Source organism: Enterobacter sp. 301B (assembly GCF_003850715.1).
Taxonomy (GTDB): Bacteria; Pseudomonadota; Gammaproteobacteria; order Enterobacterales; family Enterobacteriaceae; genus Enterobacter; species Enterobacter intestinihominis.
In genome coordinates this window covers 62,418-80,488 of the sequence record NZ_PQTC01000005.1, presented here as the reverse complement: position 1 = coordinate 80,488, position 18,071 = coordinate 62,418, and the positions used below count along the sequence as shown (strand labels likewise).

The following is an 18,071-nucleotide window of genomic DNA, read 5'->3' as shown; positions in this document are numbered from 1 at the left end:
CTTTCCAGTCCTTTTTTATTATTAAGTTAGCCAATTTATAAAAAACAACCTTACCATTCTTTCAGATTATCAACTGAATCAACCTCTTGAAAACTAATTCCATTTTTCTTACAATATTCAACAGCTTTACCCCATATATTTCCATCAAAAACAATTACACTCCCCCAGCGACAGGAGTAAAAAACCTTTAAAAAAGAAATTGATAACCTTTTTTATTAAAGAATTTATTACACTTACATCAGCACCACCATAATCATCATAAAGATTAAGTAGTTCAGGTTTCTCAGGGAAATTCTCTTCAGGTAATCCTTTATTAGTTCTTAACTTATTTTTCAGAAGCATCTTGCGATACTCCGTCAGTTGCTTATTCACTTATTCATTATTGTTGCCATAAAAATAAAGCCCTTTTCTACTTAGGGCTGAGCAAGCATCAAGATTTTGCCCCTCTTTATTAAAACACATAAGATTAGTAAATAAAGAGGACAATAGCCCCTTCGATTTTTCAGTTAAAAAATCATAAGGACCATATCCATTACTATCTATATTATATTGATAGCAAATACAATAAGCCTCCGATGGTAAATCAGTTTTGAAATGACCTGATTGAACTATCCATTCGGAATAGGAAATTTAATTAATTGCTCAGGCATATTATTTACCATGTAAAAATCACCTCATTACCTTTAGGGTCAATCGCATGCATATGACCATTAGAATGATGCTCAGACATACCAGTTTGACTAGCATCCGGGTGGCCGTCGGGATGCTCAAGCCAATGATTTTTATAATTAGGATTACGCCTACCTGGTAGCAGATAAACCTAAAGAAGCTTTTACCAAAAAGCTAAAGGAATAAAATCTTAACTCAGTGCTAGATATTATTAAAGCATCACGACCGTAAATCATATCATATTTTTTCTGGTGCCTTTACATTCATGTCAACGATATACCGCCGTGTCTATAGAATTACAAACTTAACCAGTTAAAACTATGCATCTTAAAATATTAACATTTTGGCGGAGATAGAATCTTAAACACGGGCGAGCAATTATTAAATTATAAAAAAATATATTTTTCTGAGACATGATATTAACACCATGATTAATTTAAAGAAATTTTATAAAAGCAATTAAAAAAATAAGAAAAAAAGCATTCAGAATAAAAAACCATCAATATCATATAAGCCGGAAATAATTAATATTAATCCGGCTTTTATTAATCATTTATCTTTACGAGTACTGCCAAAAACCAGCTATGATATTCCCGCCAGATATGTTTTTATACAAATACAAAGCACCGTAACCAAAGATGTAATCACCATCAAGCAATGCATCTGGATAATAATCTTCATCTATCTGCATGAAAAATTCATAACCATCTTTTTGCAAAGCATCAAAATAATAATCTTCCGATTGTATTAATCTTGCCTCTTCGGTTTTAGTGATAAAGTCAAACTCTTCACTTTCAACCTTATCATACCCAACGATAACTGCCTTATTAATGTGTTTTATCGTAAATGCATCATTATTGCTTTCATCAGAATGCGTGTGCGTAAAAATTTTTACTGAACAATTAGGGTAGATGTTTTTATCAATCATATCATCATATCGTTCAGGAGTAAGTATCGTAATATACTCATGTGCCTCATCAGGATTCTGAACTGTCAAATAAAACTTATAACCCCGCACAATATCTAGTTTATCTAAAAAGAATTCAGGGATATTTCCACCAATCCGCCCAATGACATTACCATCAGGCAGGGTACTTATTTTAGCGATAAGATTAGATTTTAACATTTTGTCAACCCATTTTTTCTGGCAAACCCAATAGACTCTTCTCTAAGTTTCATTGCCGTTTCTGTGGCAAATTCCTTAGCGTTTTGACGTTCCCAACCTCTGTTATTCACCAAGTCTTCGTAAATACCTCTTCGAGTAATTGCAGTATTCCTGTTGATATTCTGCAATGCGGACTGGTTTTTTAGTACATTAGGATTATGCAATCCATATTTGGCCTGTAATTTGGATATGGTTTTATGCATAGCGTTTTCTTGCAAAGCTATCGCTGGGTTGGTAGATGCAATACCAGACATTCTACCTTTTATTATGCCATTATTTCTTAGCCAAGCATTTTGTAATAACTCATGTGCAGTTAAACCGTCTTTTGCATGGACGGGGCTTCCATAGCCTGCGATTCCAAATTCGTTTATTAAACCCAGCGGATCAATCCACCCCAACGGATTCGGCGCATACTGATAAAGGTTCCACCCACCATTCAGCCCAATCGGATCCTGCACAATAAACCGCCCGACCTGCGGGTCGTAGTAGCGGAACAGGTTATAGTGCAGCCCCGTTTCACCGTCAGCGTACTGCCCGGCATAGCGAAGCGGCTGGTGTGCCATCGCCGAGCGATTCACAAGCCGTGAGAACCCTTCGCTCTGATGGCGCACCTCGCCAAAGCTGCCGTACTGGCCGCTCCAGCGCACCGCGCCGCGCTCGTCTGTGACCTCCAGCGGAGCACCGTTCAGATCGGTATTGAACCAGTAAATCTCACCGCTGCTCTGGTCACGAAGGTGATCCACACGCGCCAGCGGGCTCCAGGCTTCATTCGGGTCGTATACATAGGTGCTGCGCAGCCCGCTCTCCTGCTGCTCCTGCAACAGGCGGTAGCCCTGCCACAGGAAGCGGGTGTCGGTGGTGCCGTGCGTCGTGGTGACGATTTTGCGCGTACGGCGGCCCAGCGCGTCGTAGTGATAGCGCGCCTCAAACCGCCCTTCCGGCCCGGTTCCCCGGGCGGATACCAGCCGGTTCTCGGCGTCATACGCGTAATGCTGTTTATACAGCCCGTTGCGGCGGCTGACCAGGTTGCCCCAGTGGTCGTATTTCATAAACAGCGCCTGCCAGTGCTGCAGGCGGTTATCCGTGACCGGTGCCGCAGCGTCACTGGCGGCGAGGTTATCCGCGGCGTCGTAGCTGAACTGCGCGCGGCTGTGTCCCTGTCGGGCCTCGTAGTGCTTCAGCAGACGCCCTTCGGCGTCGTAGCCGTAATCCACCTCACCGCGCAGGGTGTCGCTGACGCCGGAAAGCTCGCCGCGTGCGGTGTAACGATACAGGCGTTCCAGTAGCGCCTGCTCCGGCAGGGTCACGTCCGTGCTTAGCTCGCTGCGCTGCAGGGTGCGTCTGCCGAGGCTGTCATACTGGCGGAGCTGCTCGCGCGCGCCCTGGGTGCGGCGCACTTCCCGGTGCAGGCGGTCGCGGGTGAACTCGGTCACCAGCTGCTGCCCGAAGCGGATGGCGCTGACGTGGCCGGAGCCGTAGTGCAGCCAGGCCAGCTTTTGCCCGCCGGGCAGCGTCAGGCCGGTCAGGTTGCTCAGGGCATCCCATTCGTAGCCCACCGCGCCGTTAATGCCGGACTCGCTCAGCACGCGCCCGGCGGCGTCGTGGCGGTAAGCGATCTCATCGCTTTCGATACCCAGGGCAACGCCTTCGGCCGTCGGCGTGCGGCGAATGCGGGTAATCTGGCCGCTCAGGTCGCGGAAGTAGCGGTACTCCGCGTGGCGCTGAGTGCGCCCGATCAGCAGCCCGCTGTCGTCATAGCTGAACTGCTGGACGCGACGGGCGATACCGCCGTCGGCGGCAGGCCGGCCGTTTTCTTCGAGCGCGCAGAGGAACCCTCGCGCGTCCCATTCCATATGGCGCACGGTCTCGTCCGGGCGCGTTTCGCTGAGCGGGCGGCCCACGGCGTCATAGGTGAAGCGGTATTCCGCCCCGTTGCCGTTATCGAGTCGCAGCAGGTTACCGCGCGGGTCGTAGCGCCACTGGCGCACGCGGCCAATACGGTCGGTGAGGCTGACCGGGAGGCCGAGCGCGTTATAGGCCCAGCTCACCTCGCTTTCCAGCGGGTCGCGCCAGCCCGTGAGCTGGCCGCGTTCGTTCCACACCAGCGACTCGCGGCTACCGTCCGGATGGATCACGGCGCTGAGCAGCCCGGCACGGCTCCACTCCCGCCGCGTGATATTCCCTTCTGCATCTTCGCTGGCAATCAGCTGCCCGAAGCGGTCGTAGGTGAAGCGGGTGACGCTGCCGGAGCAGTCGGTGCGCTGCGTCAGCAGCCCCTGGTGGTTCCAGACCAGGCGCACCACGCCGCCGATGGCGTCGGTGATGCTCTCCGGGAGGAATTCTTCATCATCGGGATAGCGATACGCGGTGGTGCTACCGGCCGGATCCGTCTCCGACAGCAGGCGACCGCGAAGGTCGTACATGGCCTGCGATGAGGTACCGTCCGGGTAAACCGTGCGGGTGATGCGGTCGGTCAGGCGATGCCAGTGATACTCCGTGCGGCGGCCCGCCGGGTCCGTCTCGCTGGTCATGCGGCCGTATTTGTCCCACGTGCTGCGGCGCATCGCCCCGCCCGGCAGAATGACGTGGCAGAGCTCGCCGTCGCGGTAGACAAACGTCGTCTGGCGACCGTCGTAATCCGTGAAGCGCGCGACGTTGTCGTCGTCATCCACCAGCCAGTGCGCCTGCGCGCCGTCTTCGCGGGTCGCGCGGCGGGTGCCGTTCTCAAAATCGTATTCGAACGTCAGCCGTTCGCCGCCGCTATGGCGGAAGCCGACCACGCGCGGCAGGCCGTCAATCTCCCGCCAGCGGTATTCGCTCAGCAGGCCGTTGGCGTCCTCATGAGCGCTCATCAGCCCGTCCTGCCAGCTGAAGCGTCGGCGCACGCTACCGCCCCGGCCGGTCACGGAGACCAGCTGGCGCTGTTCATCATAAGCGTAACTGACCAGGCAGATCTCGTCATCCAGCCAGGCGCCAACGAGCCTGTCGCGGTCGTAGCGGCAGACCACGCGCTGGCCCGCACAGTCGGTCAGGGCATGCAGGGTATTATTCGCATTCCACTCAAAGAGGATATCGTTGCCGCAGGGTTCGGAGAGGCGCTGGAGCAGCGACGGGGCATCATCCCGCAGCGGCGCATAGTGCCAGCGCTCGCCGCTGACGTCATACACCGACCAGCTGTCGTCCTGGTGATGTTCAAGCCAGTTTTTTTCGCTTTCGCAGTAGGAGCGCATCCCTTTCGGGACCTTCGGGAAGGCGACGTAATCGCCGGACGGTGCGCGCCACACCAGGCCGTCCTGATAAGGCTCCAGGCGGCTTTCCCAGAACAGGCTCCATCCGCGGCCCAGCACGCTGTCGCCGGGATTGCCGCTGCGCCAGTAGCGCTGCCAGCGCACCGGAAGACGGGAAGGCAGGACGAAGTCCAGCTCATCATCCCCGCTGAGAAACTTCTGTCCGCTGACGATATCCACCGGGCGGGCGATGATCCCCGCGGCCGCCACGCCGGTCATCAGCGTGCCGGCGCGACAGGCGATACGGGCCAGCTTGTTGATGCCGGGGATTTTGCCCAGCAGCTTAGAGAGCGCCCCGACTTTGCCAGCGGCGCCGCCCCAGCCGCCGAGAAGCCCGGCGAACAGCAGGGTAAGATCGGAGACCTTATAGAGCCACTCGGGCACTTCAGACTGAATGGGGAGGGTTTGCTGCGGATCGCCGCCGATAATGACGTTGTCCGAACCGGTCATCACCTTCGCGTCGCAGGTGGTGCGATCCCCGATGCGGGACGCTGGCTGGCTGTTAATGGAGACACGCTTAGAGCCTTCGGCCATCTGCTGCGAGCCGTCGTCAGAACAGTCGACGGTGCTATCGGTGGCAAGCGCGGCGGGTTTACCGTTGATAAACACGTTGGGCGAGCCGGAGGTGATGACGCCTTTCTTCGTCATGCTGGATGCCCCGGCGTCGGCGATGCTGTCCCTGGCGGCAGTCGCCAGCTCCCCGGTGTAATATCCCACGGCCAGGCTGGCGCCGACGAGCAGGACGCCCACGCCAAGACAGGATGCGCCGAGACCGGCAATAAACATGGCCCCCGCCAGAATGCCCCCGGCTGCGGCAATCAGGCCACCGACAATCGTTCCGGCAATCATCCCGGCCAGCGCACCGGAGTGGCCGATATCATCACCAACGCGTGCTGCTTCAAACATAACAACGGTCCCTGAAGTTAATGGTGGAAGCGGAAGCTCCTGAGAAGATCGCCAAACAGCACGACGTCGGCATCGCCCGGCGCGCGGGTGCAGGTCATAGTGAACACCAGGATTTTATCGCCGTCGACGTTAAACACGGCCTGCTGCTGCCAGATGCGTTTCCCGTCGCGCAGGTAGCTGGCATGGACGGTTTCCCCCTGTAAAAGGCTGTCGCCCAGCGTCGCGGCGCTGCGCTCACCCTGCTTCCAGCCCTTGATGTGCTTTGCCATCAGGGCGAGCTGGCGATCGATATACGCGGCAAGCGCTTCGCCGGGGTTGAGGGCATCGCGGGAAATGTTGAACGCGGGCGCATCCGCTGCAGGCGGCGCGAAGACATTGACGGTACGGTCCTGATAGCCCTCAGGAAAAGCAATCATTCCTTCATTAAACAGGCACTGCGAAGATGGTTCTGACATTGAGCGGGTCCCACCACATTTTTTCAGAAGCGGTAAGTTTGCATATGTGTTTAAGGCTGACTATCCCCAGATTATTGCTCCACCGTCACGCTCGCCGAACGGAAAAACAGCGGCCGTTAGCCCGGCCCCTCGCTCCCCGCCGCCAGCAGCGGCACCACCACGTCGCTGATGGGCACCGCAATACCATGCCTGCGGCCATAGCGCTGGATCACGCCGTTACGAATATCCCACTCCATCGGGCGTTCGGCCTGACGGTCGGCAAGGATCGACGTGCCTAAATCCTCGGGCGCACGCTGGAAGTTCGCCAGAATCTCCTGGGCCACCGCATCGTCCAGCTTCGCCCCTTCGGCGCGGGCGACGGCAAGCCCCTCGCGCAGGTAGGCCAGGGCCAGCTCGCTGATATCCTCGCGTCTGAACATCCCGGCGCGGCGGTTGGCCAGCACCATCAGCCCGGCGACCGCGTTTTGCAGCAGCTTGCGCCAGGCGACGGTGGTGAAATCTGTCGAGAGCTCAACATCACAGCGCGTACCGCGAAGCGTCTCGACCACCCGCTGCGCCTGCGGCACGTCCGGTAGCGTCAGACGCGGTTTTGCCCGCAGCCAGACGGAGGCGTCCGGCTCGCGCTGCGCCGGGAACCAGACCACCGACGGCAGCACCGTTGCGCCGTTGACCAAAGGCGCAAGCTGGGCTTTCTGCTCCACGCCGTTTTGCAGCGCGCAGACCACGGTGTTTTCATCGCACAGGGCGCGCAGCCACCCGGCGCTGTCGGCATTTTGCGTCGTTTTTACCGCCACAAAAACGAGGTCTACGGGGCGCGTAATGACGGTGGGATCAGTGAGTACCGGACCGGGCACCACAGTTTCATCCTCATCGTGACGCAGGCGTAATACCGGATGCGCGGTGCGACCGCACAGCAGCGGCGTACGGCCCGCGTCATGCAGCACCGCGGCAATGGTGGTGCCAATCGCACCGGGACCAATCAGCGCAATGGTTGGATAGTCAGACATGGGTCACTCCCCTTTTGCTAAGCCTGCTATCAGTTATACCACCCTGAAAAGAGCGCGCCACGCCCATTGTCTATACTCAACACATAACAGACAACGGAGTGCGCCATGCCCTTACCCGATTTCAAGTCCTCTGAACCTTATACCCTCGGCATTGAGCTCGAACTCCAGGTGGTTAACCCGCCGGGTTACGATCTGAGCCAGGACTCCTCTGCCCTCATCGCCGCCGTCAAAGACGACATCAAAGGGGGCGAAGTCAAACACGACATCACCGAAAGCATGCTCGAAATCGCCACCGGCGTATGCCAGACCATCGACCAGGCGGCGGCCCAGTTCTCCGTGATGCAGCAGAGCATCCTGCGGGCGGCGTCGGAGCAGCACATCCAGATCTGTGGCGGCGGCACGCACCCATTCCAGAAATGGCAGCGGCAGGAGGTGTGTGACGACGAGCGCTATAACGTCACGCTGGAGCGCTTTGGCTATCTGATTTTGCAGGCGACGGTGTTCGGCCAGCACGTGCACGTGGGATGCCGAAACGGGGACGACGCGATTTACCTGCTGCACGGCCTGTCGCGCTTCGTGCCGCACTTTATCGCCCTCGCCGCGTCGTCGCCTTATATGCAGGGCACGGACACCAAGTTTTCCTCGTCGCGGCTCAACATATTTTCCGGGTTCCCGGATAACGGCCAGATGCCGTGGGTCAACAGCTGGCAGGAGTTCGAGGGGCTGTTCCGCCGCCTGAGTTCCACCAGCATGATCGACAGCATTAAGGATCTGCACTGGGACATCCGCCCCAGCCCGCACTTTGGCACCGTGGAGGTGCGGGTGATGGATACGCCGCTGACGCTCGGTCACGCCATTAACATCGCCGGGCTTATTCAGGCGACGTCGCACTGGCTGCTGACTGCGCGGCCCTATAAGCATCAGGAACGGGATTTTCTGTTGTACCGTTTTAACCGTTTTCAGGCCTGTCGCTACGGGCTGGAAGGCATTCTGACGGACGTGCATACCGGCGAGCACAAAACCGTGGCGGAGGATATCGCCTGGCTGCTGGAGCAGGTTGCACCGTCGGCCGAGAAACTCGGCGCGACGAGCGCCATCAAGGAAATTGCCCTGCTGTTAAAGCAGGGCAAGAGCGAGGCGCAGCGCATGCGGGACTTTATCGCCGATGGCGGCTCGCTGATTTCTCTGGTGCAGAAGCACTGTGAGCTGTGGGCGACGAGTCCGTAAGGCCGTGCCCCCATTCGCGAAGGCGCTGGAACAGCACGAACAGCGCCGGGATGAACACTATCCCCACCACGGTGGCTACCAGCATGCCGCTGAACACCGTGGTGCCAATGATACGGCGGCTCTGGGCACCCGCCCCGGTCGCCAGCATCATCGGCAGGACGCCTATGATGAACGACACGGCGGTCATCATTACCGCGCGGAAGCGGCGCGATGCCCCTTCCCGCGCGGCATCGACAATCGCCATTCCGTCCATACGCCGGGCGCGGGCAAACTCCACGATCAGGATCGCGTTCTTGGCGGCGAGGGCTATCAATAGCACCAGACCAATCTGCACGTACACGTCGTTGGCATAGCCTGCCAGCCACAGCCAGACCAGCGCTCCGCCGATGGCGAACAGCACCGAGAGCATCACGCTCGCCGGCAGCGTCCAGCTCTCATACTGGGCGACGAGGAACAGCCACGCCATCACCACCGCCGCCAGCACAATCCATATCGCCTGATTCCCGGTCTGCTGCTCCTGATACGACATGCCGCTCCAGGCGTAGTCGTACCCGGCTGGCAGGTTTTCCGCCAGAATCTCGCCCATCGCCGCCCTTGCGGTGCTGCTGCTCACCCCTTCCGCTGCCGAGCCGCTCACCGATACCGACGGGAACTGGTTGTACTGCTGAATAAATGGCGCGCCGACGGTCGGCGTGATGGTGACGAGGTTGCTCAGACGCACCCGCTCGCCGCTGTTGCTGCGCACGAACAGCTCGCTGATTTGCTCTGCGCGCTCGCGCCACTGCATCTCGTTCTGCATCACCACGTGGTAGACGCGGTTGTTGACGCTGAAATCCCCGGCGCGCGTGCCGCCAAAGGCGGTTTGCAGGCTGCTGAAGATGCGCGACACCGGCACGTCGAGGCGGGCCGCGCGCTCACGGTCAACGGTGAGCGTCATCTGCGGCACGTTGCTGCTCCAGGTGGTGAACACGCGGCTCAGCTGCGGGTGCTGGTTGGCTTTCGCCAGCACCTCGCGAGTTACGCGCTCCAGCTCCGCCGGGCTTTGCCCCGCCTGTGCCTGAATGCGCAGATCGAAGCCGGAGGCGTTGCCCAGCCCCGGCAGCGTCGGCGGTGCAAAGGTCATGATGGTGGCTTCCGGCAGGGCCAGCAGCTGGCGCTGAAGGGTGCCCATCACCTCATCCAGCGGCGGACGCTCGCTCCAGTCTTTGAGCATGATGGAGATAAACCCGCCGTTCGATGCGCTGGTGCCGTTGAGGATGTTAAACCCGGAGACCTGAATCACGTCTTCCACCGCCGGGTTTTTAGCGATCAGCTCGCGCGCGGTGGTCATCACCGCTTCGGTGCGCTCCAGCGAGGCTGCCTCCGGCAGCTGGACGCTGGCAAAGAAGTAGCCCTGATCCTCCTGGGGCAGGAAGCCCTTTGGCATCGACATAAAGCTGAATACCACCACCGCCGCCGCGCCTGCGGTGGCCAGCAGCGCCAGCCACGGACGGAGGTTGAACACGCTCACGATCCGGGTGTAAAGCGTGCGCGTGGCGTCCAGCCCGCGGTTGAACCCACGGAAAACGGCGGCGGGCTGTGCCGGACGCGGGCGCAGCAGCATCGCGCAGAGCGCGGGCGTCAGGGTCAGCGCCACGAGGCTTGAGAGCGTGACGGCGGTCGAGAGCGTCACCGCGAACTGGCGGTACAGCTCGCCCACGATCCCCGGCAGGAGCGCCACCGGTACAAACACCGCCAGCAGCACCAGCGTGGTGGCAATCACCGGCCCGGCAATCTGACGCAGCGCCAGCGCGGTCGCCGCCGTGCGGCTCTGCCCTTCCGCCATCAGCGTTTCGACACTCTCCACTACCACGATGGCGTCATCCACCACCATGGTCAGCGCCAGAATGATGGCGAACAGACTGAGCGTGTTCGCGGAGTAGCCGAGCGCGTAGAGCACCGCAAAGGTGCCCACCAGCGACACCGGAATGGCAAGGGCGATAATCAGCGTCGCGCGCCAGCTTTGCAGGAACAGGGACACCACGACCACCACCGCCAGCATCGTCAGCACCAGCGAGACGCCAATCTCTTTGATGGTAGCGGCCACAAACGAGGTGGTGTCGAATTTGACTTCATAGACCAGATCGTCCGGGAAGCGCGTGGATAACCGTTCCAGCTCCGCGCGCACCGCATCGGCCACGCGCAGGGCGTTAGCGGACGGCGTCGGGTAGATGCCAAGGTAGGCGGAGTCATGCCCGTTCAGCTGCGCGCCCGAGCTGTAGCTGCGCGAGCCAAGCTCAATGGTGGCGACGTCCTTCAGGCGCACCAGCTGGCCCATCTCCCCGGTGCGGATAATGATGTTGGCAAAGTCGTCGGCCTGGTTTAAGCGCCCTAGCCCGTTGATGGTTAGCGTCTGCTGCTGGCCGTTAAACACCGGCGGCGTGCCGACTTGGCCTGCCGCCCCCTGCACGTTCTGCTCGCGCAGCGCCTGCGCCACGTCATCGCTGGTCACGTTCAGGGCATTCATGCGGTCCGGACGCAGCCAGATGCGCATGCTGTAGTCGCGCGCGCCAAACATCTGTACCTGCCCGACGCCCGGCAGTCGCGACAGCGCCTCGCGCACCTGGGTGCTGGCGTAGTTGCTGACGAACAGCGGCGTGTGAGTGTTATTTGGTGAGTAAAGGCTTACCCCCATCATCAGGTTGGTGGCGCGCTTGCGCACCTGCACGCCGTTTTGCTGTGCCTCGGTCGGCAGCTGCGCCACGGCCTGCGCCACGCGGTTCTGCACGTCGATGGCGGCGAGATCCGGATCGGTGCCCGCCGCAAAGGTGATGTTCAGGCTGTAAGAGCCCTCATCCGAACTGGTGGACTCCATATAGAGCATATGATCCACCCCGTTCAGCTGCGTCTCCAGCGGCGTGGCGATGGCCTCCGCCACGTCAGCCGAGCTGGCGCCCGGCCATGACGCTGACACATTCACGACCGGCGGTGTGATCTGCGGGTACTGCTCCACCGGAATAATCCTCAGCGCGATGGCCCCCAGCAGGGTGATGACCAGCGCAATCACCATCGCAAAGCGCGGGCGTTTGATGAAAAACGTCAGCATGATGGCTCCTTAATTCAGTATATGAACGGCAGCGCCTGGCTGCACGCGCTGCGCACCGTCAGTAATTGCTCGCTCACCGGGCTTAACGCCGGAGGCAATCTGGAACTGCTGGCCCATCTGCCCGGCGACCTTAAGCGGACGCATTTCGGCTTTATCCTCGGCGTTAACCACCCAGGCGAAGAACCCGTCGCTATTCTGCTGTACGGCAGCGGCGGGCAGGGTCAGGACAGGCTGCTCGCTTGCCGGACGCAGGTAGACGTTCACATTGCCGCCGGGCAGCAGCTGATGGCGCGGGTTGGCGAACTCGGCGCGCAGCATCACGCTGGCGGTACGCGGGTCGATGCGGTTGTCCACGGAGGTGAGTTCCCCGCTGACGCGCTGGCCGTTGCTGTCAATCAGCGCCTGCCAGGCCTGCTTCATGGCGCTGATATCCGCATGCTGTCCGGCTTTGGTGGCAAACGCGCCCTCTTCCAGCGCAAAGGCGATGCGGATCGGATCGAGCTGGACCACCTCCACCAGCACACCGCTGGCAGGATCCACCAGGCTGCCGACGTGAAAGTTGCTGTGCCCCACGCGTCCGTCAATCGGTGAGGTAATGCGCGTGTAGTTGAGGGTGACGCTGCGGGTGTCGAGACGGGCTTTCGCCTGCTCCAGCGCGGCGCTCGCTACGTCGCGCTGCATGCGGGCGTTGTCCACGTCGTGGCGGCTGATGGCGTTGCTGCTGCCCAGGCTTTCGAAGCGGGACAGCTGCTGTTGCGCCTGACGCAGCGTGGCTTCGGCGCTTTTCACTTCGGCCTGCGCCAGGCGCAGGGCGGCGCGCGGCTCGGCGTCGTCCAGCTCGAACAGCACGTCACCTTTTTTCACGTACTGGCCGTCTCGAAAGTGGATTCTGGTGATGACGCCTTCCGTACGCGCGCGCAGTTCAACGGTGTGAATCGCTTCGATGCGACCCGGGATCTGACGTTCGGCGGCGTGGGCGGTTTGCTCCACGGTGGCGACACGCACGGGAATGACTGCGGCGAATGCGGGCGGCAGGGTAGCGGCGAGGAGTATGAGCAGGAGCGGGAATTTCATGGGAGTACCTCAGTATTTTCCCCTCACCCTAACCCTCTCCCCAAAGGGGAGAGGGAACTTGAACACCCTCTCCCCTTTGGGGAGAGGGCAGGGTGAGGGGTAAGGTTTTAGTTATGCAGCCTTACGGAACCTGCGGGTCAGTCGCTTCTCGATTTCGACGACGAAGAACATCACCCCCGCCACCGCCAGCGTCACGAACCAGTAGCGCAGCGGCAGTGCTTCGGTGCCGAACAGCATCTGCATAAACGGCAGGTAGATGATCGCCGCCTGGAGCAGGAACAGTACGCCCGTTACCAGCCAGATCCCTTTGTTCGCCAGCAGGCCGCGGTTCAGGGAGAACCCTTCGGTGTTGCGGCAGTTAATCATGTACACCCACTGGGCGCAGACCAGCATCTGGAGCAGCACGGTGCGGATGAACTCCGCGCTGTGCCCGCGCGGTGCCAGCCAGGCTTCCAGCGCAAAGGCGGCGATGGCAATCATGGTGCCGACGAAAGCCACGCGCCATACGGCGTAGGCGTCCATCACGTGCTGCCCGGTCTGACGCGGCGGGCGGCGCATTATGTTGCGCTCGGCGGCCTCGAAGGCCAGGCCGAAGGAGAGCGTGGCGGAGGTCGCCATGTTCATCCACAGGATCAGTACCGGCGTCAGCGGAATGATGTTCCCCGCCAGCAGCGCAATCACAATCAGTAGCCCCTGCGCCAGGTTGGTCGGCATGATGAACAGAATGGTCTTCTTCAGGTTGTCGTAAACGCGACGCCCCTCTTTCACCGCGCTGGCGATGGTGGCGAAGTTATCGTCCGTCAGGACCATGTCCGCCGCCTCTTTGGTGACTTCCGTGCCTTTGATGCCCATCGCAATACCCACATCCGCCTGACGCAGCGCTGGCGCATCGTTCACGCCGTCACCGGTCATACCGACGATTTCGCCTTTGTCCTGTAACGCTTTCACCAGGCGCAGCTTATGCTCCGGGCTGGTACGGGCGAAGATGTCATACTTCACCGCCGCTTCGGCCAGCTCCGCGTCGTCCATCTTCTCCAGCTCATAGCCGGTGACCGCCTGCTCGCTGTTGGTTATCCCCAGCATCTGGCCTATGCTCATCGCCGTCTGCGGGTGATCCCCGGTGATCATCTTCACGCGGATCCCCGCCTGCTGGCAGGCGTTAATCGCCTCAATCGCTTCCGGGCGCGGCGGATCCATCATCCCGGCAATGCCGAGGAAGATCAGGCCGTGGCTCAGGTCGTCGTGAGTCAGTGCCTGCTCACCGTTCGCTGGCCTGAACGCCGCGGCGACCATGCGCAGCCCCTGACGCGCATAGCGCTCCATCTCCGTTTCCCAGTACGCGCGGTCAAAGGCTTGCGCACCGTTGCGGGTCTGCTGCTGCTCACACAGGGCGAAAATCACGTCCGGCGCGCCGGTGATCAAAATCTGCTCCTCACCGCCAATCTGGTAGTGGGTGCTCATGTACTTGTACTGCGAGTCGAACGGGATCTTGTTGACCAGGGTGGTCTCGACCGGTGCGAGGTGGGCTTTTGCCGCCAGCACCTTCAGCGCGCCCTCGGTCGGGCCGCCGGTGATGCCCCACAGGCCGCGCTCGTCCTGAATCAGCTGGCTGTCGTTACACAGGTCGATGGTGCGCAGGTACTGCTCCAGCACGGTGCCCGGCTGGATCTGCACCGGCTCGTCGCTGCCTTCGAGGTAGAGGTTGCCCACCGGCTCGTAGCTGTTGCCGTCCACGCGATAGCACGTATCGGCGGTAATGATGGCTTTCACCGTCATCTCGTTCATGGTCAGGGTGCCGGTTTTATCCGAGCAGACCACAGTCATCGCGCCCAGGGTTTCAACCGTCGGCAGCTTGCGGATAATCGCCCGCTTACGCGCCATCGCCTGTACGCCCAGAGAGAGGATGATGGAGATAATCGCCGGCAGACCTTCCGGTACGGAGGCTACCGCCAGGCTAATCAGGGAGAGCAGCAGCTCGCCCATCGGGATCTCGCGGAACACCAGGCTGAAGACAAACAGCGCGGCCATCATCGCCAGAATGATGGCGAAAATCGCTTTGCCCAGCTTGTCCATCTGCACCAGCAGCGGGGTGCGGTGCTTTTCAATGCCCGCCATCATCTGGTTGATGTGGCCGAGCTCCGTATCCTTACCGGTCGCGGTGACCAGGCCAACGCCACCGCCCGCGCTTACGGTCGTCCCGGAGAAGACCATATTGGTGCGGTCGCCCAGCGGCAGTTCACCGCTCAGCGGATTAATGTGTTTATCCACCACGGTGGATTCGCCGGTCAGAATTGCCTCTTCCACGCGTAAATTATGCGCTTCAATTAAGCGCATATCCGCCGGAATACGATCTCCTGCGCGCAACACAATAATATCGCCCGGGACGATTTCCGTCGTCGGGATGGTTTCATGGTTACCATTACGAATTACGCGCGCCTCGCTGGAGAGCATATTGCGAATACTCTTCAGGGATTTTTCTGCGTTACTTTCCTGAATGTGGCCAATTAAGGCATTGATTACCGCCACACCCAGGATAACCAGCGTATCAACCCAGTGTCCCATTACAGCCGTTAATACGGCGGCCGCCAGCAGGACGTAAATCAGGACATCGTTAAAATGCGCGAGAAAACGCAGCCAGCCCGGCTTGCCTTTTTTCTCCGGCAGCGCGTTCGGGCCATGCTTCTGCAAACGTGCCTGCGCCTCGGTGCGGTCCAGGCCATTCGCCTGGCTCTGCGCCTGAGCAAGCACCTGCTCTACGGTCTGCTGGTACGCCTGCCCGCCTGCGGGTGGCATATTCTGCGAGAAATTTTTTTTGGTCATGGTATTTTTCCTTCAATATCCGGTGGACGGAAGCCGGAATTCCTTTCTGGCTTTAAATAATTCATTTTTAAGTCTTGCGGGTTAAATTGATCTACCGCAATATATTGACTACCCGGTTATTCAAAACTGATTAAAATTATTTCGACGCGTTGATTTTTACAAAATATTTCTAAACCAACACTAAACGAGGAGGAAGCATGTTTGGTATTTATCGCGGGCGGCGCCTGGCGTTATACATTGTCGCAGCCATTGTTATTGCGACGTTAATTGGATATAGCACCTATAGCTTTGTAAAATTATTTTCGTGAAAAAGACGTTTATTTACATTACGCGATATTAATTTAATCGCCCCGGAAATATTATCTATTTTCCGTTATTAACTCGCAGAATAACGGTGGCCTTTCACTCAATTTTGCCAGTGGGGATGATATTGCTTTACGTTTCAGGATGCCGGACAATGACATTTTTAACTCACGATTAACATTACGATGAAACACCCGTTAGAATCGCTGCTCACCGCAGGGGGCATTTTGCTGATGGCCCTGCTCTCCTGTCTGCTGTTACCTGCGCCGTCGCTGGGTCTGGTGCTGGCGCAGAAACTGGTTCAGACCTTTCATATGGTCGATCTGAATCAGCTGTACACCATTCTGTTCTGTCTGTGGTTTTTGGTGCTCGGCGCCATAGAATTCTTTATTCTGCGTTTCATCTGGCGCCGCTGGTTTTCACTGGCGTCGTAAGCCAGTGAGATCGCGCATCCCGTGGATCAGCGCTTCACACCAGGCCGCGTAGTCGTGGCCGCTGGATGAGGGGTGGAAGCTGACGCGATAGCCTTTTTCCTTCAGCACCTGTTCAAAATCCTGCGTGGTGCGATAAATGCCGCCGCCCGGCCCCGTGGTTTCAAACTTTCCGGCCTGTAACCAGAAGCGCACCGGATACGGCGGCGACTGCTGGTACTGACGCGTCAGCCAGCCGGGGGCGTCACCTTTCGGCGCCCACCAGTAGGAGCCGGAAAGGCTCAGCACGTTGCCAAACAGGCGCGGATAGCGCAGCGCCACCCATGACGAGGCAATTCCCCCGTAGCTCGACCCCGCCAGCACCGTTTTCTGCCGCTGCATCGCGATGCCCTGCCCGCGCAGCCACGGCAGCAGCTCGTGCGCCATAAAGTCAGCAAATTCCGGGTTCGGCGGCAGCTCGTTGCCGCGACGGGCGTGATCGAGGCTGTCGATAAATACCACGTTAATCGGTGGCAGGTGATGCCGGGCAATCAGACCGTCCAGCACGTTGGCAAAATGGTATTCGTCCTGATAAATCTGCCCGTCGAACAGAATTAACGTCCAGCGTGCGGGCTGTGCGCCGCGCGGTTTGTAGATCATCACGTCGCGGGCGTTGCCGAGGATGTGGCTGGAAAAACTCTGACGGCTCAACGTCCCGTGCACCAGCGGCTTTGCCGTGGCCTGAACGGAGCAGTAGCGCGCCGGGCTGAGATCGAGCAGCGAGTAACGGTTCCATCGATCCGCCTTCTGCTCCCCAAAGGTGTTCGGGTTAAGCGGATCGGCCTGTGCGCTCACCAGGATGGCACGGCGTTGATCGCGGGCAGAGCCTTCAACGATCGGCACATCGGGGGCGAGCTTATATTGCATCACCGTATCAGCGGGGACCACGTAGCTGCGGAACCAGACGTCGCTGTTGCCCAGGCGGAACAGCGGATCGTGATCCCCCGCCGGAGAGCCGAGAATGAAGACGTTATCCCGCGCGCCGCGCCACAGAAAGGTCACGCGCTTATGGCTCGCATCTACTGGTTCCACCATTGGCGTTCCCTGTCGACGCTGCGCCTGCCAGAACGCCTCGGTACTTCCACCGGCAGAAATGACGTTTGCCAGCGCCTTTAGCGTCGGGCTTACTGGCGCCAGCATCTGCACGCGTGGTAATGGAGAGGTCTCTTTCATCCGCCACTGAAAACGCCACGGCTTACCGGCTTCGCCGTGTAGCACCAGCGAGGTGTTCTGTTTCACCGGCAGGGCAAACAGCAGCGTGTGTTCCCCGTCCGCAGGACCATTTTCGATCAGCGTGCGGATGCGGCGGTTTTGCCCATCCAGCAGGCGCGCATCCGTCACGCCATTCAGCGTGGCGGAAACGTAATTTTCACCCAGTTCAGGCAGGGAGAAGCAGACTTCGCCGCTGGCATCAAACTTTCCCTGAACATCGCCCTGCCGGGACGACTGCTCGCACGTTGCCGCCACGGCGGGCAGCGCGCCGATCCCCAACAGCAACCCACTCCATACCCTCTTCATTACCGCTTGTTCCCCAACGAAATTTGTTAACAACGCTAATGCAAATGGTAATAATTTGCAATATCATCAACGGCGATTTACCGGT

The 18,071-nt window shown here is 58.6% G+C and carries 11 protein-coding genes; 2 read left to right on the top strand and 9 right to left on the bottom strand.

Features of this window, described 5'->3' with window-relative positions; all coding sequences use genetic code 11:
* Positions 1–144: 144 nt before the first annotated feature.
* The 5 genes from C3451_RS07270 to C3451_RS07250 all read right to left on the bottom strand — a co-directional run bounded on the left by C3451_RS07270 (position 145) and on the right by C3451_RS07250 (position 7,489).
* Positions 145–372, bottom strand: coding sequence for a hypothetical protein (locus tag C3451_RS07270; RefSeq protein WP_124304273.1), 228 nt, complete (start codon positions 370–372; stop codon positions 145–147).
* An 856-nt stretch (positions 373–1,228) separates the two neighbouring features.
* The gene (locus C3451_RS07265; protein ID WP_023299519.1) at positions 1,229–1,795 is read right to left on the bottom strand and encodes a hypothetical protein; all 567 of its coding nucleotides are present in this window, start codon (positions 1,793–1,795) and stop codon (positions 1,229–1,231) included.
* Positions 1,789–6,027 carry an RHS repeat-associated core domain-containing protein gene (locus tag C3451_RS07260; protein ID WP_240034212.1) on the bottom strand — a complete coding sequence of 1,413 codons (4,239 nt, stop codon included), beginning with the start codon at positions 6,025–6,027 and terminating at the stop codon, positions 1,789–1,791. The genes C3451_RS07265 and C3451_RS07260 overlap by 7 nt, the downstream gene beginning before the upstream one ends.
* 17 nt (positions 6,028–6,044) lie before the next feature.
* Positions 6,045–6,482 carry a DUF1795 domain-containing protein gene (locus tag C3451_RS07255; RefSeq protein ID WP_045623544.1) on the bottom strand — a complete coding sequence of 146 codons (438 nt, stop codon included), beginning with the start codon at positions 6,480–6,482 and terminating at the stop codon, positions 6,045–6,047.
* 116 nt (positions 6,483–6,598) lie between these two features.
* Positions 6,599–7,489 (bottom strand): oxidoreductase, encoded by an 891-nt coding sequence (locus C3451_RS07250; RefSeq protein WP_045623546.1) that lies wholly within the window; start codon positions 7,487–7,489, stop codon positions 6,599–6,601.
* 105 nt (positions 7,490–7,594) lie between these two features.
* On the opposite strand from C3451_RS07250, the gene C3451_RS07245 reads away from it, so the two are divergent.
* Positions 7,595–8,716 (top strand): YbdK family carboxylate-amine ligase, encoded by a 1,122-nt coding sequence (locus tag C3451_RS07245; RefSeq protein ID WP_022647338.1) that lies wholly within the window; start codon positions 7,595–7,597, stop codon positions 8,714–8,716.
* Here the strand turns inward: C3451_RS07245 and C3451_RS07240 are convergent.
* The 3 genes from C3451_RS07240 to C3451_RS07230 all read right to left on the bottom strand — a co-directional run bounded on the left by C3451_RS07240 (position 8,646) and on the right by C3451_RS07230 (position 15,695).
* Positions 8,646–11,801: an efflux RND transporter permease subunit gene (locus C3451_RS07240; protein WP_124304272.1), complete on the bottom strand. Its 3,156-nt coding sequence runs from the start codon at positions 11,799–11,801 to the stop codon at positions 8,646–8,648. The two genes, C3451_RS07245 and C3451_RS07240, sit on opposite strands and share 71 nt — an antisense overlap.
* 9 nt (positions 11,802–11,810) lie before the next feature.
* Positions 11,811–12,875: an efflux RND transporter periplasmic adaptor subunit gene (locus C3451_RS07235; protein WP_045623549.1), complete on the bottom strand. Its 1,065-nt coding sequence runs from the start codon at positions 12,873–12,875 to the stop codon at positions 11,811–11,813.
* A gap of 111 nt (positions 12,876–12,986) precedes the next feature.
* The gene (locus C3451_RS07230) at positions 12,987–15,695 is read right to left on the bottom strand and encodes a cation-transporting P-type ATPase (protein WP_045307909.1); all 2,709 of its coding nucleotides are present in this window, start codon (positions 15,693–15,695) and stop codon (positions 12,987–12,989) included.
* Positions 15,696–16,183: 488 nt separating this feature from the next.
* Here C3451_RS07230 and C3451_RS07225 point away from each other — a divergent pair, with 488 nt between their 5' ends.
* Positions 16,184–16,432: a DUF1158 domain-containing protein gene (locus C3451_RS07225; RefSeq protein ID WP_003858875.1), complete on the top strand. Its 249-nt coding sequence runs from the start codon at positions 16,184–16,186 to the stop codon at positions 16,430–16,432.
* Here C3451_RS07225 and C3451_RS07220 read toward each other — a convergent pair.
* The gene (locus C3451_RS07220; protein ID WP_045621299.1) at positions 16,418–17,986 is read right to left on the bottom strand and encodes an alpha/beta hydrolase-fold protein; all 1,569 of its coding nucleotides are present in this window, start codon (positions 17,984–17,986) and stop codon (positions 16,418–16,420) included. The two genes, C3451_RS07225 and C3451_RS07220, sit on opposite strands and share 15 nt — an antisense overlap.
* Between the last annotated feature and the right edge of the window lie 85 nt (positions 17,987–18,071).

Excerpts from the sequence above, each read along its gene's own strand:
- C3451_RS07245 (WP_022647338.1), top strand. The coding sequence starts at position 7,595 with ATGCCCTTACCCGATTTCAAGTCCTCTGAACCTTATACCCTCGGCATT.
- C3451_RS07255 (WP_045623544.1), bottom strand. The coding sequence starts at position 6,482 with ATGTCAGAACCATCTTCGCAGTGCCTGTTTAATGAAGGAATGATTGCT.
- C3451_RS07220 (WP_045621299.1), bottom strand. The coding sequence starts at position 17,986 with ATGAAGAGGGTATGGAGTGGGTTGCTGTTGGGGATCGGCGCGCTGCCC.
- C3451_RS07235 (WP_045623549.1), bottom strand. The coding sequence starts at position 12,875 with ATGAAATTCCCGCTCCTGCTCATACTCCTCGCCGCTACCCTGCCGCCC.
- C3451_RS07260 (WP_240034212.1), bottom strand. The coding sequence starts at position 6,027 with ATGTTTGAAGCAGCACGCGTTGGTGATGATATCGGCCACTCCGGTGCG.
- C3451_RS07265 (WP_023299519.1), bottom strand. The coding sequence starts at position 1,795 with ATGTTAAAATCTAATCTTATCGCTAAAATAAGTACCCTGCCTGATGGT.
- C3451_RS07230 (WP_045307909.1), bottom strand. The coding sequence starts at position 15,695 with ATGACCAAAAAAAATTTCTCGCAGAATATGCCACCCGCAGGCGGGCAG.
- C3451_RS07250 (WP_045623546.1), bottom strand. The coding sequence starts at position 7,489 with ATGTCTGACTATCCAACCATTGCGCTGATTGGTCCCGGTGCGATTGGC.
- C3451_RS07225 (WP_003858875.1), top strand. The coding sequence starts at position 16,184 with ATGAAACACCCGTTAGAATCGCTGCTCACCGCAGGGGGCATTTTGCTG.
- C3451_RS07240 (WP_124304272.1), bottom strand. The coding sequence starts at position 11,801 with ATGCTGACGTTTTTCATCAAACGCCCGCGCTTTGCGATGGTGATTGCG.